This window comes from Rubrivivax gelatinosus, assembly GCF_004340905.1.
Classification (GTDB): domain Bacteria; phylum Pseudomonadota; class Gammaproteobacteria; order Burkholderiales; family Burkholderiaceae_C; genus Rubrivivax; species Rubrivivax gelatinosus.
Map to the genome: position 1 here is coordinate 89,949 of NZ_SLXD01000012.1, position 18,713 is coordinate 108,661.

An 18,713-nucleotide genomic window follows, 5' to 3' on the forward strand; every position below is an offset into this window, starting at 1 on the left:
CGCCTGGCGGGACCGGCCGCCAGGCCGAAGGGTGCTCCAGTGAGCGCTCAGGACTTGTCCGGCGCTCATTCCCGCGTGGCGGGACCGGCCGCAGGACTAAGGATGCCCGAATGAGCGACGACAACACCACCCGCATCACCGTCCTGCCGCACGCCCAGCTCTGCCCCGACGGCCTCAGCTTCGAGGCCGAGGCCGGCAACTCGCTGGTCGACGAGCTGCTGATGAACGGCATCGCGATCGAACACGCCTGCGACAAGGTCGGCGCCTGTGCCACCTGCCACGTCTACCTGCGCCAGGGCGCCGAACACGTGAACCCGGTCGACGACGACGAGGACGAGCAGCTCTCCGACGCCTGGGGGCTGGAAGCCGATTCGCGGCTGTCGTGCTGCGTGAAGGTCGGCGGGCCGGAACTCATCATCGAGCTGCCGCGCTACTCGAAGAACCACGCGAGAGAGCGCTGAGCTCCCTCGCGACGCCGGCTAGAACGCGTAAGACGCCTGCGCCCACAGGCGCGGGCGGCGGTCGGGCTGGGACGTCGACGACTCGCTGCTCGTCGCCCAGGCCGAACTGAGCGAGACCGCCAGACGCGGCGTGCCCCAGCTCGCGCCCAGGCCGAGGCCCGACAGGTGGCGGAAGTTGTCCTCGTCCAGCCAGGGCTGGCGGTTCAGCTTGACGCCGCCGGCGTCGCCGAAGGCCTGCAGCTGCCAGCCCGGCGCCAGGTTCCAGCGCAGCTCGGCGCTGGCCAGCCAACCGCTGTCGCCCAGCGCCTCGCCTTGCGGGTAGGCGCGCACGCCCTGGCTGCCGCCCAGCGCGAACTTCTCTACCGAGGGCAGGTTGTGGTCGGCCGCTTGCCCGCGCAGGTTCAGCGCCAGGCTCCAGCCCGGTCTCAGGAACTGCACGCGCTGCAGCGCCAGCTCGAACTTGTTGAAGTCGCCGGCCGTCTGGGCACTGACGGCGTCGAGCGCGGCACTGTCGGCATCCAGCGACAGCTTGCCGACGGTGAGGTTGAGCAGCAGCGTGTTGCTGCCGCCGGCTCCGAGGCCGTCGCGCCAGTCGCCGTTCAGCCCCAGCACCCAGTTGCGAAGCCGCTGGTGGGTGGTGGTGTCGGTGCTGTCGACGCTGTCGCGCAAGCGTTTGGCGTCGAACTGCAACTGTCCGTACCAGTTGGCGTCGATGCTGCGCAGCAGGCCCTGGCGCAGATAGGCGCTGCTGACCTGCGAACGGCCGTCGGCGTCGAGCGAGGAGAAGTCCTTGCCGAGCCGGTAGCTCATGTTCGAGACCGCCACCCCCAGCCGCGTGGCGTACACGCCCAGCGGCAGCTGGTAGGCCAGACGCTCGTAGTTCAGATGATCGTTGCTGACTTGAACGCGCAGGCTCAGTTGGTCACCGAGGGCCAGCGGGTTGTTCCAGTACAGGCTGCTGCCGGCGCGGTACTCGCCGGTGTAGGTGCTGCCGAAGTTGTCCAGGTCGGCGCTGCCTTCGACACCGCGCGTCCTCGAGACCTCGACCAGCAGTTCCGACGCACCCAGCGCCTGGCCCGGGCGCAGCGTCGATTGCACCTGGGATCCCGGGAGGTCGGCCAGCGTCAGCAGGGTCTGGTCCAGAACCCGGGCTTGCAGCGGCTGATCGGCCGGCAGCTGCCCGAGCGCGGCCAGCGCCGAAGGCTTGAGGCCGGCGGCGTTCATCAGTTCGACCTGGCTCAGCCGGCCTTCGAGCACGGCGATGCGCAGCACGCCGTCGTTGACCTCCTGCGCCGGCAGATAGGCGCGGGCCACCAGGTAGCCGGCGTCACGGTAGTGGCGCGTGAGGCGCGCGGCCAGGCGGGTCAGGTCGGCAAAGGTGAGCGGGCGGCCCAGTTCGTCAGCCAGCAGCGCCTGCAGCGTCGGCGTGTCGAAGACGGTGTTGCCCTGCAGCTCGAAGGCGCTGACCACGACCGTGGGCCCGCCCTCGGGGACCGAGTCGGTCGTGGGCTTGTCGACCTTGAGCGCCGGCGACGACGGGGAAGCCAGCGGAACCGGCGAGCGCGGCTCGCGCGAAATCTGGCCGGCATCGGGCGTCGCGGCACAGGCCTGGGCGGCAGCCAGCGCGAGAGCGCCGGCGATCAGTGCGTCGTTGAGGGGTTTGAGACGGTGCACGTTGGGCAAGGTTCGATGTCGGTGGATGAGGCCCTGCGCCGGCACGGCGCGGCCACCCCGCGGCGGCCGCGGTGCCGGCTGGCGGATCAGTTGGCAGCAGGAACCGCGACGCCGCCGTTGGCGATGCGCAGCAGACGGCGGCCGCTGTTGGAGAACTGCAGGCTGCCGTCGGTCTCCCGGGACACCCGTTCGGTCGAGGCAAGGGTCGCGTCGGCCTGCGGCGCGGCATTCTGTTGCACGGTCCGCTGCTGGGCCTCGCTCAATGCGGTGGGCGCAGCCGACTCGATCGTCAGCACGCCGTCGACGTAGCGGATGCTGTAGTTGCCGGAGCTCAGGCCCGAAGCGGCGATCGTGTAGCTGCCGGCCGCCGTCGCGCCTTGCGAACTGCCGCCGTAGACCAGGCTGCCGTCCAGGGCGCCGGTCGTGTCGCCGCCCACCAGGCCACTCACGGTGATGCCGTTGCCGCCACCGTACGGCTGGCCGTCGACCGTCTTCTGCGCGTCGTTGGCGGTGATCGTCAAGGACGCCTGCGAGATGGTGGCGGTCGTGCTGGCGTTGCTGCTCAGCGTGTAGTTGCCGGCGTCGCTGCCGTTCAGGCTGCCCGACACCGTCACCGTCTTGCCGACGCCGGCGTTCTTGTCGGCGAAGCTGCCGCTGGTCGCCAGCGCCACGCTGTCGCCGTCGATGACGCCCGACAGCGTGCCCGAGGTCGTCGCCGACGTCGTGCCGTCGTAGACCTTGCCGTCCGCGACGATGGTGCCGCTGATCGCCTTGGCCGTGATCGTCGCCGTCGTCGTGGTATTGCTGCTGCTGAGCGTGTAGTTGCCAGCGTCGGTACCGCTCAGTTCACCGGCGACGGTGACCGTCTTGCCGACGCCGGCGTTCTTGTCGGCAAAGCTGCCGCGGGTCGCCAGCGCCACGCTGTCGCCGTCGATCACGCCCGACAGCGTGCCCGAGGTCGCCGCCGCCGTCGTGCCGTCGTAGACCTTGCCGTCGGCGACGATGGCGCCGGTAATGGCCTTGGCCGTGATCGTCGCCGTCGTCGTGGTGTTGCTGCTGCTGAGCGTGTAGTTGCCAGCGTCGCTGCCGCTCAGGCTGCCCGACACCGTCACCGTCTTGCCGACGCTGGCGTTCTTGTCTGCGAAGGCGCCGCTGGTCGCCAGCGCCACGGTGTCGCCGTCGATGACGCCCGACAGCGTGCCCGAGGTCGTCGCCGACGTCGTGCCGTCGTAGACCTTGCCGTTCGCCACGATGGCACCGCTGATCGCCTTGGCGGTGATCGTCGCCGTCGTCGTGGTGTTGCTGCTCAGCGTGTAGTTGCCGGCATCACCACCGCTCAGGCTGCCGGCGACGTTGACCGTCTTGCCGACGCCGGCGTTCTTGTCGGCGAAGCTGCCGCTGGTCGCCAGCGTCACGCTGTCGCCGTCGATGACGCCGGACAGCGTGCCCGAGGTCGCCGCCGCCGTCGTGCCGTCGTAGACCTTGCCGTCCGCGACGATGGTGCCGCTGATCGCCTTGGCCGTGATCGTCGCCGTCGTCGTGGTGTTGCTGCTGCTGAGCGTGTAGTTGCCGGCGTCGCTGCCCGACAGGCTGCCGGCGACGTTGACCATCTTGCCGACGCCGGCGTTCTTGTCGGCGAAGCTGCCGCTGGTCGCCAGCGTCACGCTGTCGCCGTCGATGACGCCGGACAGCGTGCCCGAGGTCGTCGCCGCCGTCGTGCCGTCGTAGACCTTGCCGTTCGCGACGATGGCACCGCTGATCGCCTTGGCGGTGATCGTCGCCGTCGTGCTGGCGTTGGTGCTGCTGAGCGTGTAGTTGCCGGCGTCGTTGCCGCTCAGTTCACCGGCGACGGTGACCGTCTTGCCGACACCAGCGTTCTTGTCGGCAAAGCTGCCGCTGGTCGCCAGCGCCACGCTGTCGCCGTCGATCACGCCGGACAGCGTGCCCGAAGTCGCCGCCGCCCTCGTGCCGTCGTAGACCTTGCCGTCGGCCACGATGGCGCCGCTGATCGCCTTGGCGGTGATCGTCGCCGTCGTCGTGGCGTTGGTGCTCAGCGTGTAGTTGCCGGCGTCGGTACCGCTCAGGTCGGCGGCGACGTTGACCGTCTTGCCTGCACCGGCGTTCTTGTCGGCAAAGCTGCCGCTGGTCGCCAGCGTCACGCTGTCGCCATCGACCACACCCGACAGCGTGCCCGAAGTCGCCGCCGTCCTCGTGCCGTCGTAGACCTTGCCGTCGGCCACGATGGCGCCGCTGATCGCCTTGGCCGTGATAGATGCTGTCGTCGTGCCTGCGCCGCCGCTAAGCACGTAGTTGCCAGCATCGTCGCCCGAGAGCATCCCGGTGTAGCTCACCGTCTTGCCGGTGCCGGTGTTCTTGTCGGCAAAGCTGCCGCTCTGGGTCAAGGTGACCGAGTCGCCCGTGATGACGCCGCTGAGGCTGCCGCCGCTGACGGTGGCCGTGGTCGTGCCGTCGTAGACCTTGCTGGCCGCGGTCGTCGTGCCGCTCAGAGTCAGCGTCGCCGCGGTGATCGTCGCGGTGCCGTCGACGAACTGAAGGTCGTAGCCCTGCTGGCCGGAGTACAGGCCGCTGGTGCTGATCGTGTAGTCGCCGACGTTCTTGCTGCTGGTGCTGCTGGTGACGGCAGCGCCATAGATCAGGCTCGTGTCCGCGCTCGTGTCACCGTAGCGGTAGCCTGTGCCGCTGAGGCTGGTGGTGCCGTCATAGGTCTTGCTGACATCGTCGGTCACGACGGTCAGCGAGGTCATGAAGCTGCGCAGCAAGGGCGTCGTGTAGCCGTCGTAGATGCGCCAGATCGAGGACGAGCCGCCTGCGTTGGCAATGCTCCAGCCGGCGTCGCTGAAGGTACTGGCCGTGCTGGCTTCTGCGGCGCTGAGCCCGCGGCTGGCGGTGTCGATCGTGCCGGTTCCACCGCCGACGCCTGTGCTGGAGACCGAGGTGAGCCAGAACGAGGAACCAAGAGCGCCATCATTGGTGCCCAGCAGCGCGCCCACATGGGCGCCAGCCCCCGTGACGCTGCCGGTGGCATAGGCGTTGGTGATGCTGCCGGTGCTGGTGTTGGTGCCGACCAGCCCGCCAACGTAGTCGCCGCTGCCTGAGACGCTGCCCGTCGCATAGGCGTTGCTGAGGCTCCCTTCGTTGTCGCCGACCAGCCCGCCGGCGTAGTCGCCGCTGCCCGTGACGTTGCCCGTCGCATAGGAGTTGCTGATGCTCCCGTCGCTGCCGCCGACCAGCCCGCCGACGCCGCTACCTGACACGTTGCCCGTCGCAAAGGAGTTGCTGATGCTGCCAGGGCGGCTGTTGCCGCCGACCAGCCCACCAACGTAATTGACGACACCCGAGACATCGCTCGTGGCGTAGGCATTGCTGACGCTGCCTTCGTTCCAGCCGACCAGGGCGCCAACGGCCCATCCACCCGCGATGCTGCCCCCCAGCAGTCCGATGTTGCTGATGCTGCCCGAGCTCTTGCCGAACAGGCCGGTAAATAGGTAGTTGGAGTTCGAGCTGTCGATGCGATGGATCGTCAGGCCCGTGACCGTATGGTTGTTACCGTCCAGGCTGCCGCTGAAAATCGCATTCTCCTTGCCGACCGGCGAGAAGCCCAGGGTGGTCCACATGCCGCTGGCGTTCCTGCCATTGGTCTCGCTGGCGTCGATGTTGCGGCTGAGCGTGTAGCTGGCGCCCAGGTTGACCGCCATCAGCTGCAACTGGTGCGCGTTGCTGATGCTGGTGCTGTATTCGCTGTAGAGGAAGGGCCGGGTCGAGCCTTCGATCATCACCCATTGCTTGGTGCCGCTGCCGTCCGTGGCCACCCACACGCCCGAGCTGGTGTCCGCATCCGAGCCTGTCACGGTCTGGGTCCAGGTGCCCAGGCTGCTGTAGCTGGCATGGCTGTAGGCGCTGCTGCTGGTGACGGCGCTGACGTTGGTAAAGCTAGCGCTGTTTCTGCTGCCATAAGCCTGGGTCTTGCCGGTCGTGCTGCTGTCCCAGTAGCTGTTGCTGACGGTACCGCTGTAGCTGTTGCCGATGAGGCCACCGGCGCGCGAGCTGGCAGTCACCTGCCCGGTGGCATAGGCGTTGCTGATGGTGCTCGCGCGGATGTAGCCGATGAGGCCGCCGGCGCTTTCGGATAGGGCGGTCACCGCACCCGTCGCGTAAACGCGACTGAGCGTGGCGTTCTGGGAGGCGCCGACCAGACCTCCCACGTTCAATTTCCCGCTGACGTTTCCGGTTGCGTAGGCGTCGCTCAAGCTGCTGCTTTCCTGGAGAGCGCCGACCAAGCCACCGATGGCGGTGGCAGCGCCGTTGCCTTGCACGGCGCTGCTGGCGAAGACGTGGGTCAGCTTGCCGCTGCCCGTGCTGCTGCCCACCAGCGCACCGACACGGCTGGCACCGGAGACGCTGCCGCCGACCACGCCCAGGTCGCGGATCGTGCCTGAGTTGATGCTGAACAGGCCCACGTCCCCTGTAGTGGGCGCGACGATGGTCGGGTTGGACACCGTATGCCCGAGGCCGGCGAAGGTGCCCGAGAAGGTGCCGGAGACCACCGATTCCGAGTAGGTGGTGCCCGAGGCGTCCAGATCCTCCGCCAACGCGTATTTGCCCGACGGGCCGGTGCTGTCGATGGCGTCGAGTTGCGCCATGCTGTGGATCAGCGTGTAGCTGCTGCCATTGATGGACAGGCTGGCATTTGCGCCGCTGAGCGTGATGGGCGCGGCGATGTTGTAGTCGGTGCCCGAAGTGACGCTGCCGGCCGTGGCGTAGTTGCCGTAGTTGAGCACCAGCCCGGCACTCGCGCCGGTGGCGGTGATGGCGGCGTTGACGTTGATGTTGTTGTAGGCGTTGAGCGTCAGCGTGGTGTTGGCGCTCCAGCTGACGGCGGCGTTGACGTTGATGTTGCCGACGTCGCTGCCGGTCGTGCTGTCCGTGACCAGCGTGACGTTGTTGCTGGCCAGGTTGTTGCTCAGTGTCGTGGCGCCGATGCCGCTGTCCGTCTGCGCGCCACTGCCGCTGCTGATGGTGAAGTCGGTCGGGTCCACCAGCCAGGTGCCGGTCTTGCCGGTGGCGGACAAGGTGCTGATCTTGGCGTCGTCGCCGATCAAGACATGGGCGCCGCTGGTCTCGATGAAGCCGCCGTCGTGTGCCGTGGAGGAAGCATCCAGCGTGCCGGCCACCTTCACCGTGCCGCCGTTGAAGCCGCCCATCAGCTCGATGCGCCCACCGGCGGTGCTGATGCCGCGCGCCTGGATCACGCCGGTGTTGTTGACCACCGTGTCGAGCAGCGCGTCCTTGGCGCTGGCACTGAGCAGCACCGAGCCGTCGTCGGCCTGGATCAGGCCGCTGTTTTCGGCCAGGGCCTTGTAGGTGCCGGCGTTCACCTGCACGGACAGCAGCTTGTTGCCGGTGAAGCTCAGCGTGATGGCGTCACCCGCAGCCAGTGCACTGGTGCCGCCCCTAGTGGTGATGGTGCCGGCGTTGCTGACCTGTTTGCCCAGCAGGGCCACATAGCCGCCGGTCAGGCTGCCTCGGTTGACCACGCTGCCCTGGCTGCCGTCGCCGCGCAAGCTGGTCTTGCCGGCCATGAAATCGGCGTCGCTGAGGCTCAGCGTCGAGGCCACCAGCCCGCCGACGTTGACGCTCGCGGTCTTGCCGAAAAGCACGCCGTTGGCGTTGAGGAGCCAGACCTGGCCGTTGGCCGTCAGCGCGCCGTCGATGACTGAACTCTCGCGGCCGGTGACCCGGTTGAGCGCGATGGCGCTGCTGTTGGGCTGGACGAACCTGACGCTCTCGCCGGCCCCGATGCTGAAACTCGTCCAGTTGATCGCCAGATTCTGGCTGCCCTGCGTCACCGTGGTGGAGTTGCCACTGTGGTGGATGCTGCCGCTGCCGGCGCTGATGCTGCCGCCTGTCGGCCCGGCCCAGGCGCTGCTCGCCAACGCCGCAGCGGCGGCGAGTGCGACCCCCTGGGCGCGACGCGTGCGGCCTCCGCTGGACCGGCCGCGTCCGCGTGCCGTCTCGGGGACGGCTTGATAGGAATGGGAACTTTCGTTCCAGACGAGTCGGTAACTGTGGTTGGGCGAGTCGTTCGTCATTCTTTATTCGGTCTGCGACGCCAATCGGCCGGCCAATGCCGCGCGACGCGGCATTGGCATTCGAACGTGGGCGTTCATTTCTGACGGAGGATCTGGACGAAGTCTATGCGCGCAACGCAACCCAGACATGGCAGACATGGGCAGAAAACAGCCCGTTTCCGCCGCTATTTGGCAGTCTCACGGCCGCAGGCGCCCCACGGACGACGACCGACAGCCGGCCGCCGAGATCTGTCGACAACGCGACAAAGAGGCCAACACCGGATTTCACGAGGAGAAATATTCTTAAAAAACAATCACTTGGAACATCCGCGGTAGTGGCACGGCGCTTGCGACGATGGCCCCGACATCGTCGGAGCACGCTATGCAGCCAAGGCTGGCGCCCGGGCGCCTCATCATCAATGACACAACGTTACGCGACGGCGAACAGACCGCCGGCGTCGCGTTCACCGACGCTGAAAAGCTCGCGATTGCAGCGGCATTGGACGCGGCGGGTGTCCCGGAATTGGAAGTCGGAATTCCGGCCATGGGCGAACACGAAGTCGGACTCATCCGCGACATCGCGAGTTCGCTGCGCCATGCACGCAGCATGGTCTGGGCGCGCATGGCCGACAGCGACATCGCCGCCGCGCTGCGCTGCGGCGCCGACATCGTGCACGTCTCGGTGCCGGTGTCCGACGTGCAGATCGAGCGCAAGCTGGCGCGCGACCGCGCCTGGGTGCTGCAGACGATCCGCCACCACGTCACCCGTCTGGCCGACGGCGGCGTCTCGGTCAGCGTCGGTTTCGAGGACGCCTCGCGCGCCGACGGCGGCTTCCTCGCCGCGGCCGCCGCCGCGGCCCAGGCCGCGGGCGCGCGCCGCGTGCGCTACGCCGACACGCTGGGCCTGCTCGACCCCTTCCAGACGCATCTGCGCATCGCCGCGCTGCGCGCCGAGGTCGACCTCGAGATCGAGATCCACGCCCACAACGACCTGGGCCTGGCCACCGCCAACACGCTGGCCGCGGCGATGGCCGGCGCCACGCACGCCAGCACCACCGTCAACGGCCTGGGCGAACGTGCCGGCAACGCGGCGATGGAAGAGGTGGTGATGGCGCTGCGCCACGTGCACGGCATCGAATGCGGCATCCGCACCGAGACGCTGCCGACGATCAGCGCGCTCGTCGCCCACGCCTCCGGGCGGCCGGTGGCGCCGGGCAAGTCCATCGTCGGCGACGCGGTGTTCAGCCACGAAAGCGGCATCCACGTCGACGGCCTGCTGAAAGACCGCCGCAACTACGAGAACTTCGCCCCCGAGGAACTCGGCCGCACGCACCGCCTGGTGCTGGGCAAGCACTCGGGCAGCGCCGCGGTCATCGAACGCTACGCGCGCCTGGGGCTGCCGGTGGCGCCGCGCCAGGTGCCGCGGCTGCTGGCGCGCATCCGCGCCCACGTCGCCTGCACCAAGCTCGAACCCAGCGCCGACGACCTGGCGCGCTTCTACCTCGACCTGTGCGAGGACACGCCTGCCTACGCCCATGCCTGACCGCTCCGAGGAGACGCCGATGATCAGCCTCACCCATCGCCTGCAACACCTGTCCAGCGCCGAGGACTTCCTGCGCTTCTTCGGTGTCGCCTACGAGGAGCGCGTCGTGCAGGTGAACCGCCTGCACATCCTCAAGCGCTTCCACCAGTACCTGAACGCCACGCCCGGGCTGGCGGGGCTCGACGAACTCGAGACCTTCCGCCGCTACCGCGAGCTGCTGACGCAGGCCTACGCCGACTTCGTCGCCTCCAGCGCCCAGCGCGAGAAGGTGTTCAAGGTCTTCCAGGACGCCGAAGGCGTGCGCGCGGTGCCGCTGGCCTCGCTGCGCCAGAGCCTGGCCGAGCGCCGCAGCGCCGGCGTCTGAAACCGAAGGAGCAGCCATGCACATCGTCGTCTGCATCAAGCAGGTGCCGGACTCGGCGCAGATCCGCGTCCATCCGGTGACCAACACCATCATGCGCCAGGGCGTGCCGGCGATCGTCAACCCGTACGACCTGTTCGCGCTGGAAGAGGCGCTGCGTCTGAAGGACCAGTTCGGCGGCCGCGTCACCGTGCTCTGCATGGGCCCGCCGCAGGCCGAGGACGCGCTGCGCAAGTGCATCAGCTTCGGCGCCACCGACGCGATCCTGGTCACCGACCGCTCCTTCGCCGGCGCCGACACGCTGGCCACCAGCTACGCGCTGGCCGCGGCGATCCGCAAGATCGGCCAGGAGCAGGCGGTCGACCTGATCTTCACCGGCAAGCAGACGATCGACGGCGACACCGCCCAGGTCGGCCCCGGCATCGCCAAACGCCTGGGCGTGAACCTGCTGACCTACGTCAGCCGCATCGTCGAGGTCGACCTCGACGGCCGCCGCATCCGCGTCGAGCGCCGCGCCGAGGGCGGCGTGCAGCTGCTGCAGACGTCGCTGCCCTCGCTGATCACGATGCTCGAAGGCACGAACGAGATGCGCTTCGCGACGATGGCCGACATGCTGCGCGCCGGCCGCTGCCCGGTGCGGCGCTGGAACAAGGACGACGCCGGCATCGAGGACGTCTCCAAGATCGGCCTGAAGGGCTCGCCGACCGTCGTCAGCAAGGTCTTCGGCCCGACGCCGCGCGCCACCAAGGCCGAGATGCAGGTCGTCGCCGACTCCAGCGTCAACGACGTCTGCCTGAACCTGCTGCAGAAGATCTTCACCACGCATCCGACGCTCGAAGACGAGACCGTCGAGCGCCTGTCTGCCTGAAGGAGTCGCGAGATGAGCGAAGCCGCCAAGCCCGCGCCCGCCAAGCCGGCCGGTCGCGCCGGGCGCAACACCGAACTGCCCGAACACCTGAAGGCCTACAAAGGCGTCTGGGTCTTCATCGAACACGACCGCGGCCACGTGCACAGCGTCAGCTGGGAGCTGATGGGCGAGGCGCGAAAACTCGCCGACACGCTGGGCGTCAGCGTCAGCGGCGTGCTGATGGGCGGCCCGGCCGACGACCTGGAGCGCTACGCGAAAGAGGCCTACACCTACGGCGCCGACCGCTGCTACGTCATGCGCGACCCGGTGCTGCAGGGCTACCGCAACGAGCCCTTCACCAAGGGCCTGACCGACCTCGTCAACACCCACCAGCCCGAGATCCTGCTGCTGGGCGCGACGACGATGGGCCGCGACCTCGCCGGCAGCGTCGCGACGACGCTGGGCACGGGCCTCACCGCCGACTGCACCGAGCTGCGCATCGACGGCCGCGCGCTGGCCGCGACGCGGCCGACCTTCGGCGGCTCGCTGCTGTGCACGATCATGACGCTGGCCTACCGCCCGCAGATGGCCACCGTGCGCCCGCGCGTGATGGCCATGCCGCGCCGCGACGACACGCGCAGCGGCGACATCGTCGAGATGGCGCTGGGCATGGTCGAGACCGACATCGTCACCAAGCTGCTCGACTTCATCCCCGACGCCAGCCGCAACACCGTCAACCTGGCCTACGCCGACATCATCGTCAGCGGCGGCAAGGGGCTGAAGACGGCGGAGAACTTCAAGCTCGTCTGGGAGCTGGCGCGTGTGCTCGGCGCCGAGGTCGGCGCCACGCGCGCCGTCACCCAGGCCGGCTGGTGCGAGACCGAACGCCAGGTCGGCCAGACCGGCAAGACCGTGCGGCCCAAGCTCTACATCGCCGCCGGCGTCTCGGGCGCGATCCAGCACCGCGTCGGCATGGAGAGCTCGGACTGCATCGTCGCGATCAACACCGACCCGAACGCGCCGATCTTCGACTTCGCCCACCACGGCATCGTCGGCAACGCGATGCAGGTGCTGCCGGTGCTGACCCAGGTCTTCCGCAACCACCTGGCCAAGCGCGTCCGCCGCGTGGCATGAATCCCCCCCGAAGCGCCTTCGGCGCCTCCCCCCCAGGGGGGCGACGCCAGTGGCCCGGCAGAGCCGGTTCCACGGCGCCTGCTTGCTCAGGCCAGACGGTGCAGGCATCGCCTGGCCCGTCAAACGATCAAGGAGAGCAGTGATGTCCCACGAGAAGTTCGACGCCATCGTCGTCGGCGCCGGCCCGTCCGGCAACGCGGCCGCGCTGACGATGGCCAAGGCCGGGCTGAAGGTGCTGCAGATCGAACGCGGCGAATACCCCGGCAGCAAGAACGTGCAGGGCGCGATCCTCTACGCCGACGCGCTGGAGAAGCTGATCCCCGACTTCCGCGACGACGCGCCGCTGGAGCGCCACATCATCGAGCAGCGCATGTGGGTGCTCGACGACAACAGCTTCGTCGGCAGCCACTACCGCAGCGACGACTACAACAAGCCGCCCTACAACCGCTACACGATCATCCGCGCCCAGTTCGACAAGTGGTTCAGCTCCAAGGTGCGCGAAGCCGGCGCGCTGGTGATCTGCGAGACCACCGTCGAGGAGCTGCTGATGGACGGCGAGCGCTGCGTCGGCGTGCGCTGCGACCGCATCGGCGGCGAGGTCTTCGCCGACGTCGTCGTGCTCGCCGACGGCGTCAACTCGGTGCTGGCGCGCAAGGCCGGGCTGCACGGCGAGATCCAGGCCAAGAACGTGGCGCTGGCGGTCAAGGAGATCCTCTTCATGCCCGAGGAGGTGATCCAGCAGCGCTTCAACGTCAAGGAGGAGGAAGGCGTCGTCATCGAGATGGTCGGCAGCGTCACCGAAGGCATGGTCGGCACCGGCTTCCTCTACACGAACAAGGACTCGCTGACGATCGGCGTCGGCTGCCTGCTGTCGGACTTCAAGGCCAACGACAAGCGCACCACGCCGTACGCGCTGCTGGACAAGCTGAAGAAGCACCCGAGCATCGCGCCGATGCTCGAAGGCGGCGAGATGAAGGAATACGCCGCGCACCTGATCCCCGAAGGCGGGCTGCGCGCCGTGCCGCAGCTCTACGGCAACGGCTGGCTCATCGTCGGCGACTCGGCCGGCTTCGTGAACGCCGTGCACCGCGAAGGCTCCAACCTGGCGATGACCAGCGGCAGCCTGGCCGGCGAGACCGTCGCCGCGGCCAAGGCCGCCGGCAAGGCGATGACGGCGCAAACGCTCGCGGCCTACAAGGCGGCGCTGGACGCCAGCTTCGTCATGAAGGACCTGAAGAAGTACAAGCACCTGCCCGAGGTGCTGGAGCGCAGCCCGCACTTCTTCGACACCTACCCCGCGCTGGTCAACCGCGCCGCCAAGACCTACTTCACGGTCGACGGCGTCGACAAGTCGACCAAGCAGCGCGAGATCCTGGGCAGCTTCAAGGCCGCCCGCCGCGTCACCGGGCTGTTCGGCGACGCGTTCAAGCTGTGGAGGGCGATGCGATGAGCACGACGGTCGTCAACGTCGAGGAGAAGCTGTTCCAGAACCGCTACAAGGTCGACCACGGCCGGCCGCACATCCGGATCAGGAAGCCCGAGGTCTGCGCCAACACCTGCCAGACCCAGGCCTGCACCTACGTCTGCCCGGCCAGCTGCTACAAGGCCGAAGGCAACGGCACGGTGACGCTGATCACCGACGGCTGCCTGGAATGCGGCAGTTGCCGCGTGATCTGCACCGAGCACGCCAATGTCGAGTGGGACTGGCCGCGCGGCGGCTACGGCATCCTCTTCAAATTTGGATGATTTCGCCCCCGGCCGCCTGGCGGCCGCCCCCCGAGGGGGCACCGGCCCCGACCGGGGGACCCGGATCGGGCCCGGCCCGCGCCGGCGACGCCGCTCCCCTGGTCGCCTGCGGCGACCTGTCCCCGAAGGGGTGGGTGCGCCGACGGTGACAGCAGAAAGACCCATGGCATGAACGACGTCGAGAAATTCCTCGCCCACGCCGTCGCGCTCGAACGCGACGCGGCGCGCCGCTACGAAGACCTGGCGGCCTCGATGGGCACCGACGGCAACGCCGAGCTGCGTGCCTTCTTCGCCCGCATGGCGCACTTCTCGCGCCTGCACCTGGCCGAGGCCCAGGCGCGCGCGGGCTGGCGCACGCTGCCCGAGCTGTCGGCCGCCGAGTTCGAGTGGCCCGACGGCATCCCGCCCGAGACCGCCGACTGGGCCGGCGTCGACCCGATGATGGGCGCCGCCGACGCGCTGGCGCTGGCACTGGACAGCGAGCGCCGCGGCCACGCCTTCTACGCCGCGATCGCGGCGATCAGCACCGACGCCGAGCTGCGCGCACTGGCCGGCGAGTTCGCCGCCGAAGAGGCGCAGCACGTCGCCGAACTGGAAAAGCTCGCCGCTGCCGCCGCCCGCTGAGCCTCGCCCGCGCACGAGACGCGGGCGTTTTGCGTTGCATCAAGCGACCGACGGCCTCCCTCGACTGTCGGCGCGATTCGGCGTGCTTCTTGCACTGGCATCCTCGACCGGCGGCGGCATGGCGGGCAATGCCCGACAAGGATGCGCCGGGCGCCCCGAGGTGGCCCGCCGCACCGCCTCGCCCCGCCCGTCAGACGCAGGAGGTGCGTGATGTCGAGTCGCACGGCGCTGAGCGAGCGCTACCAGGTTCAGCTCAGCACGGTTTACGAGGTCTGCCGCGTCCTGGGCGCGTCGCTGGACATCGCGCGCACGTTCCGCGTGGCGCTGAACACGCTGGCGTCGCAGCTCGGGCTGCAGCGCGCGATGGTCGTGATGCCGGCCGAGGATGGCGGCAACCTGTTGCGCATCCACAGCTGGATCGGCCTGGACCGCGACCAGGCGGCACGGGGCCACTGGCGCAGCGGCGAAGGCGTCATCGGCCGCGTCTACGCCAGCGGCATGGCCGCCGTCGTGCCCGACGTGCAGGACTCGCCCGAGTTCCTCGACCGCACCGGCGCCTTCGGCGCCCGTGGCGACCGGCCGCTGGCCTTCATCGTCGTGCCGATGAAGACCGACCGCGCCACCGTCGGCGTGCTCGCCGCGCAGCGCGAGATGGACGACGGCGCGCGGCTCACCGACGACCAGCGGCTGCTGACGATGGTCGCGACGCTGCTGGCGCAGTCGGCCGCGCTGCACCTGGCGGTGGCCGAGGAGCATTCGCGCCTGCTGCAGGAGACGACGCGGCTGCAGAAGGCGCTGGCGCGCGAGCCGCGTGGCCGGCTGGCACTGGACAACGTGGTCGGCGAGTCGCGTGCGATGCAGCAGGTGTTCACCGAGGTGCACCAGGCCGCGCCCTCGCGCGCGACGGTGCTGCTGCGCGGCGAGAGCGGCACCGGCAAGGAGGCGATCGCCCGCGCGATCCACTTCCTGTCGCCGCGCAAGGACGCAGCCTTCGTCAAGGTCAACTGCGCGGCGCTGACCGAGTCGCTGCTGGAGAGCGAACTCTTCGGCCACGAACGCGGCGCCTTCACCGGCGCCGTCGGCGAGCGCAAGGGCCGTTTCGAGCTCGCGCACGGCGGCACGCTGTTCCTCGACGAGATCGGCGACGTGTCGCCGGGCTTCCAGGCCAAGCTGCTGCGCGTGCTGCAGGAGCGCGAGTTCGAGCGCGTGGGAGGCAACAAGCCGATCAAGGTCGACGTGCGCCTGATCTGCGCCACCAACCGCGACCTCGAGAAGATGGTGCAGCGCGGCGAGTACCGCGCCGACCTGTACTACCGCATCAACGTCGTCTCGATCTTCCTGCCGCCGCTGCGCGAGCGCCGCAGCGACATCCCGCCGCTGGTCACGCACTTCATCGAGCGCTTCAACAAGGAGAACCGGCGCAACCTGAAGGTCACGCCCGAGGCGATGAAGGTGCTGACCGCCTGCTACTGGCCGGGCAACGTGCGCGAACTGGAGAACTGCATCGAACGCACGGCGACCATGGTCCAGGGCGACCTGATCCGCGACCTCGCCTTCCCCTGCCGCAACAACCGCTGCCTGACGCAGACGCTGCACTTCCTGGACAAGGCCGACGCCGTGGCCGCCTCGGCCGCGGGCCACGGCTTCAACGGCCATGCGCTGCCGCCGACCAACGGCCACGCGGCGCCGGCCCCCGAGGCGTCCTGGGCGGCGCCGGCGCCACCGCCGGCGCCACCGCTGGCCGACGGCGCGCACGACGAGATCGTGCACGACGGCGTCACGCGCATCGGCCCGACGCAGCAGCTGCCGCCGCCGGTCTCGCGCCTGGCCGGCCCGGCTCCCGACGGCGAACGCGAGCGGCTGATCTGGGCGATGGAGCAGTGCGGCTGGGTGCAGGCCAAGGCCGCCAGGCTGCTGCGCATCACGCCGCGCCAGCTCGGTTACGCGCTGCAGAAGCACCGCATCGAGGTGCGCAAGCTCTAAAGCCGGCGCGCCGCGCCGCCATGGCCCCGACGCGTGCGTGGGGGCTCGATTTCCCGCCTCTTGAAGCGCCGGAACCGGCCCCTATAATCCATCTGCTAGCACTCGCCACAGGTGAGTGCTAACGACCGAGGCAGATTCGCTGCCCCCCGGTTGCCGCATGTCAGCGAGCGCTGCCTGCGCGGCGCTCCAGTGCCATAACGTGACTCCCAAGGAGATGTGAATGAAGCTTCGTCCGCTGCACGATCGTGTGATCGTCAAGCGTCTCGAGAACGAGACCAAGACCGCCTCCGGCATCGTCATCCCCGACAACGCCGCCGAGAAGCCCGACCAGGGTGAAGTCCTGGCCGTCGGTCCGGGCAAGCGCAACGACAAGGGCGACTTCGTCGTGCTGAACATCAAGGTCGGCGACCGCGTGCTGTTCGGCAAGTACAGCGGCCAGACCGTCAAGGTCGACGGCGACGAACTGCTCGTGATGCGCGAAGAAGACCTCTTCGCCGTCGTCGAGAAGTAATCCCCCTCCCCCCAGAATTCGAAGAGGTAGCACATGGCTGCTAAAGACGTGGTTTTCGGCGCCGACGCGCGCCACCGCATGGTCGAAGGCGTGAACGTTCTCGCCAACGCCGTCAAGGTCACCCTGGGCCCCAAGGGCCGCAACGTGGTCCTGGAGCGCTCGTTCGGCGCCCCCACCGTCACCAAGGACGGTGTCTCGGTCGCCAAGGAGATCGAGCTCAAGGACAAGCTGCAGAACATGGGCGCGCAGATGGTCAAGGAAGTCGCTTCCAAGACCAGCGACAACGCCGGTGACGGCACCACGACCGCGACCGTTCTGGCGCAGTCGATCGTGCGCGAAGGCATGAAGTTCGTCGCCGCGGGCATGAACCCGATGGACCTCAAGCGCGGCATCGACAAGGCCGTCACGGCCCTGACCGAAGAGCTGAAGAAGGCCAGCAAGCCGACGACGACGAGCAAGGAAATCGGCCAGGTCGGCTCGATCTCCGCCAACAGCGACGAGTCGATCGGCAAGATCATCGCCGACGCGATGGACAAGGTCGGCAAGGAAGGCGTCATCACCGTCGAAGACGGCAAGAGCCTGAACAACGAACTCGACGTCGTCGAGGGCATGCAGTTCGACCGCGGCTACCTGTCGCCGTACTTCATCAACAACCCGGAAAAGCAGGTCGCGGTGCTCGAGAGCCCGTTCGTCCTGCTGTTCGACAAGAAGATCAGCAACATCCGTGACCTGCTCCCGATCCTCGAGCAAGTCGCCAAGGCGGGCCGCCCGCTGCTGATCATCGCCGAGGAAGTCGAAGGCGAAGCGCTGGCCACCCTGGTGGTCAACACGATCCGCGGCATCCTGAAGGTCGTCGCCGTCAAGGCCCCGGGCTTCGGTGACCGCCGCAAGGCCATGCTCGAGGACATCGCCATCCTGACGGGCGGCAAGGTCATCGCCGAGGAAGTCGGCCTGACGCTCGAGAAGGCCACGCTGGCCGACCTGGGCCAGGCCAAGCGCGTCGAAGTCGCGAAGGAAAACACCACGATCATCGACGGCGCCGGTGCAGCCGCCGACATCGAGGCGCGTGTCAAGCAGATCCGCGTCCAGATCGAGGAAGCGACCTCCGACTACGACCGCGAGAAGCTGCAAGAGCGCGTGGCCAAGCTGGCCGGCGGTGTTGCCGTCATCAAGGTCGGTGCCGCCACCGAAGTCGAGATGAAGGAAAAGAAGGCCCGTGTCGAAGACGCGCTGCACGCCACCCGTGCCGCCGTCGAGGAAGGCATCGTGGCCGGTGGCGGTGTCGCGCTGCTGCGCGCCCGCGCCGCCGTGGCCGGTGGCCTGAAGGGCGACAACCACGACCAGGACGCCGGCATCAAGATCGTGCTGCGCGCCGTCGAGCAGCCGCTGCGCGAGATCGTCGCCAACGCCGGTGGCGAGCCCAGCGTCGTGATCAACAAGGTCCTCGAAGGTGCCGGCAACTTCGGCTACAACGCCGCCAACGACACCTACGGCGACATGATCGAGATGGGCATCCTGGACCCGACCAAGGTGACCCGTACCGCGCTGCAGAACGCCGCCTCCGTCGCCAGCCTGATGCTGACGACCGAGTGCATGGTCGCCGAAGCGCCGAAGGAAGAAGCCCCGATGCCCGCCGGCGGCGGCATGGGTGGCATGGGCGGCATGGGCATGGACATGTAAGTCGGCGATACGGCGCCTCGTGCGCCGTATCGACCGGCCGCCGCCGGCCTCGGCCGGTGG

General features: G+C 68.7%; 13 protein-coding genes and 1 pseudogene. 11 read left to right on the plus strand and 3 right to left on the minus strand.

Going from position 1 to position 18,713, the window contains the following annotated elements; translation table 11 throughout:
• Positions 1-110 precede the first annotated feature (110 nt).
• On the plus strand, positions 111-461 hold the full coding sequence (locus tag EV684_RS18185) for a 2Fe-2S iron-sulfur cluster-binding protein (RefSeq protein ID WP_132648709.1): 351 nt from the start codon (positions 111-113) through the stop codon (positions 459-461).
• An 18-nt stretch (positions 462-479) separates the two neighbouring features.
• Here EV684_RS18185 and EV684_RS18190 read toward each other — a convergent pair whose 3' ends face one another.
• From EV684_RS18190 to EV684_RS24705, 3 genes and pseudogenes are all read right to left on the minus strand, one after another.
• Positions 480-2,135: a ShlB/FhaC/HecB family hemolysin secretion/activation protein gene (locus EV684_RS18190; RefSeq protein ID WP_200222313.1), complete on the minus strand. Its 1,656-nt coding sequence runs from the start codon at positions 2,133-2,135 to the stop codon at positions 480-482.
• 86 nt (positions 2,136-2,221) lie between these two features.
• Positions 2,222-8,089, minus strand: a complete 5,868-nt coding sequence (locus EV684_RS18195; protein ID WP_242478459.1) for a YDG domain-containing protein — start codon at positions 8,087-8,089, stop codon at positions 2,222-2,224.
• Between the two features lie 6 nt (positions 8,090-8,095).
• A pseudogene (locus EV684_RS24705) lies at positions 8,096-8,245 on the minus strand (ESPR-type extended signal peptide-containing protein); the annotation flags it as partial.
• Between the two features lie 361 nt (positions 8,246-8,606).
• Here EV684_RS24705 and nifV point away from each other — a divergent pair.
• The 10 genes from nifV to groL all read left to right on the plus strand — a co-directional run bounded on the left by nifV (position 8,607) and on the right by groL (position 18,653).
• Complete coding sequence (nifV, locus tag EV684_RS18200; RefSeq protein WP_132648712.1) at positions 8,607-9,767, plus strand: homocitrate synthase; 1,161 nt, start codon at positions 8,607-8,609, stop codon at positions 9,765-9,767.
• A gap of 19 nt (positions 9,768-9,786) precedes the next feature.
• Positions 9,787-10,131: a nitrogenase-stabilizing/protective protein NifW gene (gene nifW, locus EV684_RS18205; RefSeq protein WP_132648713.1), complete on the plus strand. Its 345-nt coding sequence runs from the start codon at positions 9,787-9,789 to the stop codon at positions 10,129-10,131.
• A 16-nt stretch (positions 10,132-10,147) separates the two neighbouring features.
• Positions 10,148-10,996, plus strand: a complete 849-nt coding sequence (locus tag EV684_RS18210; protein WP_132648714.1) for an electron transfer flavoprotein subunit beta/FixA family protein — start codon at positions 10,148-10,150, stop codon at positions 10,994-10,996.
• Between the two features lie 12 nt (positions 10,997-11,008).
• On the plus strand, positions 11,009-12,109 hold the full coding sequence (locus EV684_RS18215; RefSeq protein ID WP_132648715.1) for an electron transfer flavoprotein subunit alpha/FixB family protein: 1,101 nt from the start codon (positions 11,009-11,011) through the stop codon (positions 12,107-12,109).
• Between the two features lie 142 nt (positions 12,110-12,251).
• Positions 12,252-13,559: an FAD-dependent oxidoreductase gene (locus EV684_RS18220; RefSeq protein ID WP_132648716.1), complete on the plus strand. Its 1,308-nt coding sequence runs from the start codon at positions 12,252-12,254 to the stop codon at positions 13,557-13,559.
• Positions 13,556-13,855 (plus strand): ferredoxin family protein, encoded by a 300-nt coding sequence (locus EV684_RS18225; RefSeq protein ID WP_132648717.1) that lies wholly within the window; start codon positions 13,556-13,558, stop codon positions 13,853-13,855. Before EV684_RS18220 ends, EV684_RS18225 begins: the two co-directional genes overlap by 4 nt.
• Positions 13,856-14,023: 168 nt before the next feature.
• Entirely contained in the window at positions 14,024-14,479 is a 456-nt protein-coding gene (locus EV684_RS18230) for a ferritin-like domain-containing protein (RefSeq protein WP_132648718.1), read from the plus strand.
• Positions 14,480-14,689: 210 nt separating this feature from the next.
• Entirely contained in the window at positions 14,690-16,462 is a 1,773-nt protein-coding gene (gene nifA, locus EV684_RS18235) for a nif-specific transcriptional activator NifA (RefSeq protein WP_132648719.1), read from the plus strand.
• A 220-nt stretch (positions 16,463-16,682) separates the two neighbouring features.
• The gene (locus EV684_RS18240; protein ID WP_029672911.1) at positions 16,683-16,973 is read left to right on the plus strand and encodes a co-chaperone GroES; all 291 of its coding nucleotides are present in this window, start codon (positions 16,683-16,685) and stop codon (positions 16,971-16,973) included.
• A gap of 33 nt (positions 16,974-17,006) precedes the next feature.
• Positions 17,007-18,653: a chaperonin GroEL gene (gene groL, locus EV684_RS18245; protein ID WP_132648720.1), complete on the plus strand. Its 1,647-nt coding sequence runs from the start codon at positions 17,007-17,009 to the stop codon at positions 18,651-18,653.
• Positions 18,654-18,713 lie beyond the last annotated feature (60 nt).